Annotated in this window: 9 protein-coding genes; all 9 read right to left on the bottom strand. The window is 64.8% G+C overall.

Translation table 11 applies throughout. The features are described 5' to 3' along the window. Window positions 1-73 precede the first annotated feature (73 nt). The 9 genes from CSQ95_RS23410 to CSQ95_RS23370 all read right to left on the bottom strand — a co-directional run bounded on the left by CSQ95_RS23410 (window position 74) and on the right by CSQ95_RS23370 (window position 12,305). Window positions 74-1,201 carry a PAS domain-containing sensor histidine kinase gene (locus CSQ95_RS23410; protein WP_099411257.1) on the bottom strand — a complete coding sequence of 376 codons (1,128 nt, stop codon included), beginning with the start codon at window positions 1,199-1,201 and terminating at the stop codon, window positions 74-76. 48 nt (window positions 1,202-1,249) lie between these two features. Next, window positions 1,250-4,354: a DEAD/DEAH box helicase gene (locus CSQ95_RS23405; protein ID WP_099411256.1), complete on the bottom strand. Its 3,105-nt coding sequence runs from the start codon at window positions 4,352-4,354 to the stop codon at window positions 1,250-1,252. A gap of 209 nt (window positions 4,355-4,563) precedes the next feature. Beyond that, a complete protein-coding gene (locus tag CSQ95_RS23400) occupies window positions 4,564-5,052 on the bottom strand; it encodes a YbjN domain-containing protein (RefSeq protein ID WP_230506489.1) in 489 nt (162 codons plus the stop codon). 30 nt (window positions 5,053-5,082) lie between these two features. Further along, a complete protein-coding gene (locus tag CSQ95_RS23395) occupies window positions 5,083-5,781 on the bottom strand; it encodes a hypothetical protein (RefSeq protein WP_099411254.1) in 699 nt (232 codons plus the stop codon). 6 nt (window positions 5,782-5,787) lie between these two features. Beyond that, window positions 5,788-7,521 (bottom strand): putative porin, encoded by a 1,734-nt coding sequence (locus tag CSQ95_RS23390; protein ID WP_099411253.1) that lies wholly within the window; start codon window positions 7,519-7,521, stop codon window positions 5,788-5,790. A gap of 157 nt (window positions 7,522-7,678) precedes the next feature. Then, window positions 7,679-8,395 (bottom strand): energy transducer TonB, encoded by a 717-nt coding sequence (locus CSQ95_RS23385; RefSeq protein WP_257218192.1) that lies wholly within the window; start codon window positions 8,393-8,395, stop codon window positions 7,679-7,681. 10 nt (window positions 8,396-8,405) lie between these two features. Then, a complete protein-coding gene (locus CSQ95_RS23380; RefSeq protein WP_034753784.1) occupies window positions 8,406-8,816 on the bottom strand; it encodes a biopolymer transporter ExbD in 411 nt (136 codons plus the stop codon). A gap of 13 nt (window positions 8,817-8,829) precedes the next feature. Beyond that, a complete protein-coding gene (locus CSQ95_RS23375) occupies window positions 8,830-10,611 on the bottom strand; it encodes a DUF2341 domain-containing protein (protein ID WP_099411252.1) in 1,782 nt (593 codons plus the stop codon). A 56-nt stretch (window positions 10,612-10,667) separates the two neighbouring features. Continuing rightward, entirely contained in the window at window positions 10,668-12,305 is a 1,638-nt protein-coding gene (locus tag CSQ95_RS23370; protein WP_180279144.1) for a ShlB/FhaC/HecB family hemolysin secretion/activation protein, read from the bottom strand. Window positions 12,306-12,311 lie beyond the last annotated feature (6 nt).

Below are 12,311 nucleotides of genomic sequence, written 5' to 3'. Positions count from 1 at the left end.
TGATGGACGGCACAATAGGTTTACGTCAAGGAATTATCACGGTTGCCTTCAGCGGAAGCAACTTTTTTCTAGTCTAGCCAGGAAGCGGCAGCCAAATGCGGAAAATAGCCCCGCCTTCGGGCAGATTATGCCCCTGTAAACTCCCGCCATGCACGTCCACCACGGCGCGCGCCATGTACAGGCCCAGGCCCGCACCGGCATGCGTGGCATCGGTTCCACGGAAACCTTTTTCGAACAGCTGCGCCAGTTCTTCTTCCCGCAAACCGGGCCCCGCATCGCGCACGCATAGGGCCACGCCGCCTTCGGGCACCAGCTTGCCAGACAAGGTGATGCTACTGCCCGGCGGGCTGAACTTGACCGCGTTGTCGAGCAGGATTTTCAGGCACAGGGCCATGCCAGGCACGTCGCAGCGCAGCCGGGCCGGCAAGTCTTCATCGAGTTCCAGCTGTACGCGGTGGCTGGCCGGCACGGTGGCGGCCGCCTGCTGCAGCAAGGCCAGCGGCGCGATGCCGTCGGCGGCCCGTTCGCGGCCGATGGCCGCCATGCGTTCGGGTGACAAATAATCGTCGATCATGGCCAACAAACGGTCGACAGCCGTCTGGATTTTCACGTAGCGCTTGCGCGTGGCTTCGTCAGCCTCGTTCGACGTCGAGACGAGGCGCTGGATGGCGCCGTCGATGGTGGCCAGCGGCGTGCGGAATTCATGCGACAGCATCGAGGCGAAACGCTTCTGCTCCTTTTCCCGCTCGGCTTCCTGCGCGTGGGCGACGCTGACGTCGCGCACCGTGCCCACCACGGTGACGCCCCGCCCCGCTGCCGCAGGCACGATGGTCGAGCTGATTTCCAGCGCCAGCGGATGCCCATCGGCATGCGCCAGCTCCACTTCGCGCAGCAAGGTCAAGCGGCTGGTGTCGCCATCGCGCCAGCGCTGCAGCCGGGCCGGCACGTCGGCCGCCAGGCGTGCCGCGTGTTCGCGCAAGGCTGCCTGGTCGTAACCGGTCAGGCGTTGCGCGGCGGGGCTGATGTAGAGTAATTCGAGGGTCGCGGCGTCGAGCAGGAAGGCCGCGTCGCGCCCGTGTTCAGCCAGCAGGCGGAACGTCGCTTCACCGGCCCGCGCGTACAGCAGGGCGCGGCGCAACTGGACGAAACGCAGCGCCATGAGGATGGCGCCGGCAAGCAGCAGGAGGAAAATGGGCAGCATGCGTTATACCTGGCAGAAAGAATTGCCAAGTATAAGCGTGCGCTGCCCTTAATCTTCCAGCGGGGCGAAAATCTGCTGCAAGTCTTCCTGCGTGAGGGCCATCTTTTGCGATTCGCCTTCGGCCAGGATCGATTGCGCCAGCTCCGATTTCTTTTGCTGCAGCAGCTGGATTTTTTCTTCCAGGGTGCCCTTCGCAATCAATTTGTAGACGAACACGGGCTTGTCCTGGCCGATGCGCCAGGCGCGGTCCGTGGCCTGGTTTTCCGCCGCCGGGTTCCACCACGGATCGTAGTGGATGACCGTGTCGGCGGCCGTCAGGTTCAGGCCCACGCCGCCCGCCTTCAGGCTGATCAGGAAGATCGGCACGGCGCCCTGCTGGAAGGCGGCCACTTGCGCACCCCGGTCCTTCGTCTCGCCCGTCAGCAAGGCGTATGGGATGTCGCGCGATTCCAGCTCTTCCTCGATCAATTCCAGCATGCTGGTAAATTGCGAGAACACGAGGATCTTGCGCCCTTCGTCGAGCAAGTCTTCCACCATCTGCATCAGGTCGAGCAGCTTGGCCGAACCGGCCGACTGCTTCTTCGCCGGCAAGGATTTCACCAGGCGGGGATCGCAGCACACTTGCCGCAGTTTCAGCAGCGCTTCGAGAATGACGATCTGGCTGCGCGCCACGCCCTTCTTGTCGATTTCTTCGCGGACCTTTTGATCCATCGCAAGACGCACGGTTTCATACAGGTCGCGCTGCGGTCCCGTCAATTCCACCTTGCGCACCATTTCCGTCTTCGGCGGCAGCTCCTTGGCGACATTGTCCTTCGTGCGGCGCAGCAGGAACGGTTTGATGCGGCGGTTCAGCAGCATGCGGCGCAGCGGGTCGTCCTGGCGCTCGATCGGATGACGGAACTGCGTATTGAAGGTCTTTTCGTCGCCCAGCAAGCCCGGCAGCAAGAAGTGGAATTGCGACCACAGTTCGCCCAAATGATTTTCCAGCGGCGTGCCGGACAAGCACAGGCGGTGGCGCGCGCGCAGCAGGCCCGCGCTTTGCGCCGCCTTGCTGCGCGTATTCTTGATGTAATGCGATTCGTCGAGGATAACCAGGTGGAAATCGTGCTCGCGCAAGGTTTCCTCGTCGCGCGGCAACAGCGCGTAGGTGGTCAGCACCAGGTCGCATTGGTCGATCTGGTCAAATTGCTGGGCGCGGTCCTTGCCTTGCAGCAGCAACACCTTCAGGCTGGGCGCGAACTTGGCCGCCTCGTCCTGCCAGTTGCCCATCAAGCTAGTCGGTGCGATGACGAGGGCCGGATGCGTGAGGCGGCCCGCTTCCTTTTCCACGAGGATATGCGCCAGCGTCTGCACGGTCTTACCTAAGCCCATGTCATCGGCCAGGATGCCCGCCAGGTCGTGGTCGCGCAGGAATTGCATCCACGCCAGGCCGTCGGCCTGGTAATCGCGCAAGGTTGCCTGCAGGCCGGCGGGCGCCGCCACTTTTTGCACGGAACCGAACTGGCTCAGCTTGCGGCCCATGGCACGCAGCTGTTCGCCGCCCGTCCACTGCATGTCCAGGCCCCGCGCCAGCTCTTCCAGGCGCGCCGCATCGAGCGTCGACATGCGCACGGCACGCTTGATCTTGTCGCTGAAATACAGCTCGCCCAGCGTGTTCAAAATCGGACGCACGCGGCCCCACGGCAGGGCGACGCGCGTGCCGTCCGGCAAGGTTGCCAGCATCTGGTCATCGTCCGCATGCGCTTCGATGACTTTCGGATTGAAATCGTTGGGCGCGTTGCGGATCAGCTGCACCAGCACGGGCAGCAGCGGCACGCGCTCGTGGTTGACGACGATGCCCAGCTCCAGCTCGAACCAGGCGTTGCCGCTGTCCGGATCCTGGTCATCGATTTCCGCGTACCAGTCGCCCACGTCGCTCACGTCGTAGCGGTACTTGGCCGTCTTTTCCACGATCCAGCCCTGCTCCAGCAAGGCGTCGATGCCGGACTCGGCAAAACGGAGCCATTCCGCCTGGGAAGGCAGCAGCAAGGCGCCCTTCAAGCCGCTCAAGGGAGCGGAGCCCGGCTTCTTGAATTGCAGCTCGGCCAGGGTGGCCAGTGCGCGCGCTTCATCGACCGTGTTTCTCTGGATAATTTCCGTCACCTCGCCCACTTGCCGCACCACACGCTGCGACGGGTCGAACGAGACTCTTTCGCCATCGTAGTCGTAGGAGAGCACGGCGAAGTCGCTCCAGCGCTGCAGGCTGCCATCGGCCAGCATGGCGCTGTCCAGCAGCAACACCGGTTGCGCCGGCACGTCCTTGCGCAAGCGCTGCGGCAACGGTTGCGGCAGCGGCATCAGATGCTGCAAGCCCTGCGCCAGCAGCAACTGCGACACGCGCACCTTGTCGTTCGCATTCAGCGGCGGCGCCTGCGCCACCAGTGCCTGCAGGTCGGCCAGCGAAATGTCGGAGCCGCCCTGGTTCAGTTCCAGCACGCCGCACGACAGATTGTCGATGTACCACGGCGGATCGGTGGGCAGCATGTAGTCGATCTGGTCGGCGCCATGGTGCTTCGCGCCTTCCGGCGGGTCCACTTGCCAGCCCAGGCGCATGGTCTTGCCTTCGTCGCGCCAGAACAGGCGGGCGGGACGCACGGGACCTTCCTTCAATGGATACACGAGACCATTGCCGACGTCGGCCCAGGAATTGGCCCACAACAATTTATCCTGCTCTGCCAGCATTTTCAGCAGGGCCGCACCCACCTTGCCCTTCGGCTCCGTGGCGCTGCCCGTCTGCGAACTCTGACCGCTGCGCATGGCCACGAAGAAACGCACGAGGTCTTCGTCGGCCGGCGTCAAAAACGTGGGCGGCGCCGACAGCAGGGAAAAGATTTCGCTGATGGGGGACGCCGCCGCCACATCGCCGTTCGGCCGCAGCCGCGCCTTGTACAGGCACAGGGCCACGTGGCGGCCGCCGCTGGTGGGCGCCAGCACGTAGATCAGGCGGTGCTGGTTGAGTTTGGGATCGGGCTCGGCTATCGTCAGCACGGCCTTCGGATGGGCGGCAGCCTCCACCCGCTGCAGCCAGGTGGCGACGGCATACGGCAAAGGCGCTCCCGGCGCGCTGGCCGGGGCAACTGGGGTTTCACTGGTTTCGTCGCGGGTAAAATCCATGGGGCGCATTTTTGTGTAAAGGTCGTATCCAAATCGGCAACAGGCAATATTATCCGCCATACAGGCGTTGCTGGCTTGATTCACACACGCTCTTTGAGCAGTTTTAATGCGCGATGCCTAAAAAATAAGTATTTAATACGACACTTGGGGTCCGCTGACGGCAAAAAAGGCCCGTCATGGGCCTTTTTTCGCCGCCTGTGGAGGGATTATCAGGCCGGCACAGTTTCTTCTTCGGCCACGCTTGCGGCCTCGACTACCGGTGCCGTGCTCGTATCGGCCGGCGTAAAGTTGCGCAAAAACAAGAAGAACTGGCCCATCATCTGCGTCCACAGTTGCAGATTGATATTCAGGTACTCCTTGCTGACGCCGCCGGCGACCAGCACATCCATCTCCAGCACGACGAAATCGCCATGCTGGGCCACGCGGGCGAAACGCTTGCTGCGGTGCCATTCGGCCAGCAAACCGGCCGGCAAGTCGCCGCCCTGCACGCGCAGCGGGCAGCTCAGGGTCAGGTCCGCGTACTGGCCAGGCGCTGCTTCGTTACCCCACAGCACCTGAAAGCCGATGCCATGGCTGGCACTGTGCAGGCGCACGACGCCGTCGTGTTCGATGCTGGTGACGGCGCAGCCGGCCGCCTTGATGGCCTCGGCCGTTTGTTCAGCGTTCAGGGTGGTCAGCAAGCTATTCGTGTTTTCCATCGTCATTCCATTCATTTCAAAAAGTAAAAATTATTGGGGTGCCGGCGCGGGCGCGGCCGGCGTTGATGCCGCTTCGGTTTGACGCGCATCAAAGCGGCCCTGGTACAGCTGGTCGCCGTACTGCTGCGCGATTTGTTCGAGTTTCACCCGGCTTTGCGCGGCGAACGGCTGGCGCGCTTTCATGACGTCCAGCACGTCCAGGCTTTCATACGCTTGCAGGATCTCTTTCCCTGCCGCATACAGCTGGGCATTCTTGCTTTCGCAGCGCGCCAGTGCACTGCGCTGCACCGCCACTTCGCCGTCCAGGCGCGCCCGCTCCGCTTCGATCTGCTTGCCCGTGACGGCCAGCCGTTCGCCGGCCTGGCGGTACTGCGCCAAATTCGCGGTTGCCTCCTGTGCGGCGGCGGCGCTGCGCTGCTGCTCGGCGGCCAGTTTCTCCCGCTGCGCGCGTTCCTGCGCCAGCTGCGACTGGCTGCGCGCCAGCTCCTTTTTCAAGCCATCGCTGGCAGGCGCCGCGGCGGCGGCGAGCGTCGCCTTGGCGGCCGGCGCGCCCTTGGCTTTCAGCGCTTCCAGTTCGCCGCGCGTCTGCTGCAGCTGCGCCGTGACATTGCGCAACTCGGCACGCAAACGCTCTTCCATGCTTTGCCCTTTTTGCGCTTGGGCGGTGCCGGCGGCCAGCAAGCTCAACAGCAATAAAGGCAGGCGCATTTTGTTGGATATCAACATCATGGCTCCTTAAAAACGCGCGTTCAATTCGATTTGCAGGGTGTCGATCGACAGTGCCGAACCGAACACTTCGCGGCTCGACGTCCAGCGGCCGTTCAGCCAGGTATTCTTGTCGAGCGCATACGCGCCACCGAGGTAGTAGCCGCGCGCATTCGTGCCGCCCAGATGGAAGGTGGAATCGTTGTAGGCGTCAGGCAAGGCGTCCGGTTCGATGCGCTTGTAACCAAGCAGCACGTTCCAGTCGCCGCGCGCCGCCGGGCTGGCCTTGCCCAGGGTCGCCTGCAGCATGTAGGCATTGCCGCCGCTCTTGAAATCGGCTTGCGAGACGCCGCCCGTGCCGCCGAAGTTATTCATGATGCCGCCCTTGGCGCGCGCCCACATTTCATTCTTGTCGTAGGCCATGTTGCGCACATAGTCGCCTTCGATGCGCAAGTCCGTGCCGCCCGCGACCTTGCTATCCCAGCGCGCATTCAGGTTGGCCAGGCGGAATTTCGACGCCAGGCCCACGAATTGCGGCTGCGGCGTGTTGGCCGGATCGAGCGGATTCAGGGCGATATTGCGCAGCAACATCAAGCTATTGCCCTTTTGCATGCTCGATGGACGCGACCAGTCCGTGCTGCAGCCATCGGCGCCTGCGTACAAGGCGCACGGCTGCGAATACTCGCCGCTGATGTTGCGGAAGTTGTAGTAGGCCAAGGCGCCACGCAATTGATGGTCGCTATTGATCTTCCACGACGCGCCCACTTGCGCACCGAGCAGCCATTTGTTTTCGCTCGACATTTTTGCCTGGCTGCGGCTAGGCGCATTGTCGGACGAATACTCGAGCGGAATCAGGCCCAGGGTGCCGAACACGGTGACGTCCTTGCTCTCGCCGACCGGCTGCTGCAGCTTGGCGGCGATGCCGTCGAAATTGAGTTCACTGGAAAACAGTTCGTCGCCGGACACGAATGGATTGTCGAAGCGGCCCGCCGTCAGTTTCAGCCAGGAAGCGGGCTGGTAGGACAGCCAGGCCTGGTCCAGCCAGATGTTCTTCTTGCCCAGGCCGCCACCAAGGGTTTGCGTGGTGGACACCGGGCTGTCGTCATTGCCGCTGGCCAGGCGGATGCCCGCTTGCGTGGTGTCGGAAATGTCGGCCAGGATGCCGAGGCGGGCACGGGCGCGCAGCAAGTGCTTGCGGTCTTCGCGCGTGTTGAGCAACGCCGGCAGGGCCAGGTTGGTGTTCGAATTGACGTCGTAGCCGCTGCCGCTGTTGAGCGAGCGCCAGTCGATCTCGATATTGCTGTTGGCCATGTCGTAATAGCGCGATTCGTAGCGCGCGCGCACGTCGCCTTCCACGCGGATGCGCTTGGTCCAGGCCGGCGTTTCATTCGGCGCCGCCCAGCCGCCCGCTTTTGCTTCGGCCATGACCTGGCCCTTGATCTCGTCGCGGATCTGCTCGCGCACGGTTTGCGAAATATACGGCACGCGCACGTCGCCCGGCTGCACTTGCGCCAGGGCGGCCGGCGCAGCGGCCGGACGGGCTTGCGCCGCGGCCAGCGCTTCGCTCTGCGCCTGCGCCAGCAAGGCTTCGCCGGCATCCTTGTTCAGGGCGCCGCTCTGGATCAGGCCGCGGATCAGCTTGACCATGGTGCTGTCGGCCGGTGCCTGCGCTTGTACTGCGCCCGCCGCCACGCTCAGGGCCAGGGCTGCCAGCGCCAGTGGAAGACGGCGCGCACGCTGTGGGGGAGAAAATAAGGAATTCATTGCTTCTTTCGGGAAAAATTAAAATGAATGTCGTAAAGAACGCCTGACAAAACCGTCGCGAGCGGCAGTGAGTTGTGGCTGAGAAGCGCAGCTGTGCGCATGCACAGTGAGCATCGCAGGCCGCAAATCACAACGCGCAGCAGGTTTGGTCGGGTGTTCACGGTCGGCGGCCCTTGATCGATACCCGGGCCGGGAAACGCAGGGACGCCGGCGGCCGCTCATCGGCGCGGAAGTCGCGCACCATGGCCAGCACCTGCTCATCCGTCTGCGCATTGCCCGTGCCTTGCACCAGCTGCACTTTCGTCGTCCTGCCTTCCGTATCGAGCCACAGGTCGACGCGGATATCGCTGAACGCCAGCTGGCGCGTGCGCGGGTCACGGGCGAACGCCAGCTGCAGCGCGTTGGCCACATAGCGGCCATACGATCCCGCGCCGAGGCCGCCGCCACCGCCGCCGCCCGTCATGCCGCCGCCGCGCCCGGCCTGAATGCCGAACGCGTCGCTGCCGGCCTGCGCCGCGCCGTCGATGGTGACGGGGTCGCCCTTGTCCGGCGACGGGCTTTCCGGCGCGTCATCCATGGGCTTGTCGGCAGGCGTCGGTTCCGGCTCGGACACTTCCGGCACCACCTTGTCCGGTGTCGGTTCCGGCAATTTTTCCGGTTCCGGCGGCGGCGGTGGCGGCGGTGGCAGCATCAGCATCGGCGGCGCCGCCACTTCGCGCTTGGTGGCCGCCGTGTCCGACAGCAAATACCAGACCAGCACGGCCAGCGCAGCGGCCAGCAGCGCGCCGCCGGCCACGCCGCCCCAGCGGCGCCACCACTGCGCCGCGCCCGACGATTCCGAGCCGGCCATCTTCATCATGTCGTCACGCTTCACCTTGCGCTCCTCATGCCGGCTTGCCGGTCACCAGGCCCACCTGGTTCAGGTCGATACGGCGCAGCAGGTCCAGCACTTCGACCACTTTCGCGTATTGCACGGCGGCGTCGCCGCGCACGATCACGGGGAAGTCGGGCGTCAGCGCCTTTTCCGTGCGCAGCCGCTCTTCCAGCTCGGGCAAGGTGACGGGATAGGCGTCGAGGAAGACCTGGCCCGCGTTGTCGATGGTGATGGCCTTGGTCTTCGGCTTTTCCAGCGCCATGGCCGAGCTGGCCTTGGGCAGGTCGACCTTGATGCCGGGGATGCTGGCGTTGCTAGTCAAAATGAAGATCACCAGCACCACCAGCAGCACGTCGACGAAGGGCGTGATGTTGATGCCGCCGCTACGCTTGCGGGGGGTAAACTTGGCGGAGGTGGCCATGGTTATGCGCCCCTCACGCCTGATGCAGCGCGGGACGCATCTGGCGTCCGTCGCCCTGCTCTTCCGCCAGACGCGTGGCGAATTCATCGACGAAGACGGCCATATCGGCAACGATGGCGTCCGAACGCGAGGACAGCCAGTTGTAGCCGAACAGCGCGGGAATCGCCACGCCCAGGCCGGCAGCCGTACACAGCAGCGCTGCCGCCATGCCCGGGGCCACCGAGTTGATGTCCACGGCGCCGGCCATGGCCGCCACGACGAACACCAGCATGATGCCGATCACGGTGCCGAACAGGCCGACGTACGGCGCGCCTTCGATGGTGGTCGAGAGCCAGATCATGCGCTTGGACATGCGCTCGCTTTCGCGCACCATCACGCCATCCATGGCGGCGCGGATGGCGCCGATGGTCGCGTTCGAGACGGCGTTCAAGTCGTAGCCGCGGTCGTGGCGGCGGCGCATCTCGTCGATGGCCACGTCATACAGACGCCACAGCGAGGAATCCGTTTTCACGGAAGCGCTCAGCTTGCCGTTGCGTGCCAGGTGATCGAGCGGCGCGCCGGCCGCTTCGTGGAACGACTGCATGAACTGGGCATTGGCGCGCGAGATGGCGCCATAGCTGCGGCCCTTGCCGATCATAATGATCCACGACAAGACCATCATCAGGCCCAGCACGCCGACGACGATCCACGCGTCGAGCGGCATGGCGGCGATGATGAAGCCGAAATGGCTTTTGCCGGCCTGCTGTTCATCGGCGCCAAACACGGCCAGGCGCGATTCGGAGCCTTGCGAGACGGCGTCGGCCAGCAGCAGGGCGTCGGGACGGGCCGTGCGCGACAGGCGCAGCTCGTCGATGGCGCCCGTGAAGTTGGCCAGGGCGGCGGCGCCGGCGGCGACCGGCGGCGCATCGGCGCCCACCGAGGCGGCCGTGCTGAATGCCGGCAGGGCGGTGGCCAGCGAGACGGCCGGACGGCCGCCCACGTACAGGGCCACATTGTTCTTGTCGGCCTTGACGGCCAGGTGCGACCATTGCGCGGCCTGGATAGGCTGGCCCGGCTTGCTGCGCTGACCGTTGACCTGCACGAAAGGCACGCCCTGGTCCACGCCGATCAGCAATTCATTGGCGCCGTCGCGGCGCGCATACAGCACTTGCTGGGCACCCAGGCTGTCCGGACGCACCCAGGCGGAAAAGGTGAACGGCGCGCCGGCGGCCAGCGCCAGCGATGGCGAGGCGGGCAGCATCAATGGCGTGGTGCCCAGGCGGGCGCCGGCGCCGATGACGGAACCGTCGAGCGCCGGCACGGCCGTCTGGGCATGGTTGCCGTAGGCGGTGCTGTCGCGCGAGGGCACGCCCGGTTCGCTGAAGTGGTACACGAGGCTGTAGTCGGGGTCAAACGTACGCTGGCCGTTGCCGGAGGCGGGCGCCTTCGGATTGCCGTAGTACATCCACAGCTGCTGCGGCGTACCGGCCGTCAGGGCCGGCACGTCGACCCAGATCAGGGCGATGCCCAGCAGCGGATTGAATTGCTCGATCTGGTGGTTCAGCACCGTTTTATCGTCGCCCGCCACGAAGCGCAGGTCGGCGCCGTTGTCGCTGACGCCTTCGAAGTTGAAGTTACCCGAATGCAAGCGCAGCAGCACGGGGATGCGGCCGGGATCGCCGCCCACGGCGCCCGCCTTCGGGCCGGCGTCGACGGTGACGGGTTTGCGGTAAGCCCAGTCGGGCTGCCACCAGGCATGCGCCAGGCCGGGAACGAGCGTGCCCAGGATCGTGAGCAGAAAAAGAAAACGTTGCATGACAGTGATTCTCCGAAGAAAAGTCTAAAAAAGTGCAGTGCTGTTGAGCTGGCCCGTCAGTAGCTGGCCGACAGGTTGAAATTGATGCGGCGCACGTGTTTGTGCGTGCGCGGGCCATCGCGCAGCGGATACGAAAAATCGATGCGGCCATTCAGGTAGCGCAGGAACTGGAAGCTGCTGCCCACGCCCACGGAGGCCAGGCCGAACAGGTCTTTCTGCTCGATCATCGGATCGCGCAGGCGCAGGCGCGCGCCATCGGCAAAGGCGAACAGGCGCCAGTTTTCCAGGCGGCTGAAATACGTCAGCTGGGGCGTGCGCCATTCGACCGTGCCGGACACGCCGTAATCGCCCGTCGCTTCGGCCGACAGGTAGCCGCGCACGGAATTGGCGCCGCCGGCGGCCATCTGTTCGCCCGACACGAGCGCCGCATCGGCCAGCTGGCCCGCCAGCTTGCCGTACAGCTGCGCGCCGCTGCCCAGGGTATAGGTGGCGTTGGCGTCGCCCTTCAGGACGAGGAAGCTGGGTGTAGCCTTGTAGCGCTTGTTGTCGTAGGTAGCGCTGTCGCTGCCGTAGCCGAACGCGGCGCGCGTGCCGGCCACCAGCGACAGGCCCAGGCCATACGTTGCCGCCTCCGTCTGCGCAAAGCCGTTATACGACACGCTCAGGGGCACGTACTTGAGCGGAATATTGCTGCCCGTGCCATTGAGCTTGAGCGCTTCCTGGTTATCCTTGAAATCGATGCCGGCAGAAAAACTGTGCCACCAGATGCCGCTGTTGGGCACCGTGTAGTTGACTTTCATGCCCAGCGCATGGCCCTTGCCCAGCACGCTGGTACCGCCCGTGCTGGCCACATTGCTGTTCGACTGGTAGCCGGTCGCTTCCACGCTCCAGCCCTGCGTGCCGATCGGCGCCACGTACGAGGCGGACCACACCTTGGTCTGGTTCAGGTCGCCCGGCGTGCCGAAAAAGCTGATGGTGGCGCTATGCCCGAGCTGCCACAGATTGTCGTGGCCGACCGACATGCTGGTACGCAATTTCTTCGTATCGGCGCTGTAATCGTTGTTCAAGCCCACGCTGGCGCGCCACGGGCTGCTGTCGTCCACTTTCAGGTCCACGTCCATGGTGCCGGGCAGGCTGCCCTGCTTGACCAGCGGCATCACCTGGCGCTTGGGACCGCGGTTCAGGGCCGTCAGTTCCACTTGCGCCTGCGTAAAGTCGGGCACCGTGCCTTCCGTCAGGGCCGGCACTTGCTGGCGCACGTCGAGCGGCGAGTTGTATTGCGCGCCGACCACGCGCAAGCGTCCCACCTTCGTTTCGCTCACCTGCAGCACCACCACGCCCTGCTCCACCTGCTGCTCCGGCAAGTCCACGTAGACGGACTGGTAGCCCCGGGCTTGATATGCAGCAACGAGGGCGTCACGCGCCCCTTCCACGTCCTTCAAAGTGCGGCCCGGCCCCAGGAAGGGCGTGACCGCCTCTTCGATGGCGCGGGCGTCGAGCACGGTATTGCCGCGCACCAGGTATTCCTCGATCGTCACTTGCCGTTCCGGCGCGGCCACGGGGGCCGCCGCCGGCACCGCATCCTGCGCGCGCGCCATGCCGGGCAGCGCCAGCATGGCCAGGCACAGCATCGTCAAGGCGGTTGCAGGCGCCGCTGGCGGCACGCCCCTGCCCTTGGTTGTCATTTCACGCATCTTCCA

Source organism: Janthinobacterium sp. BJB304, from assembly GCF_002735765.1.
Classification (GTDB): Bacteria; Pseudomonadota; Gammaproteobacteria; order Burkholderiales; family Burkholderiaceae_D; genus Janthinobacterium.
This window is presented reverse-complemented; position numbering and strand designations above follow the sequence as displayed.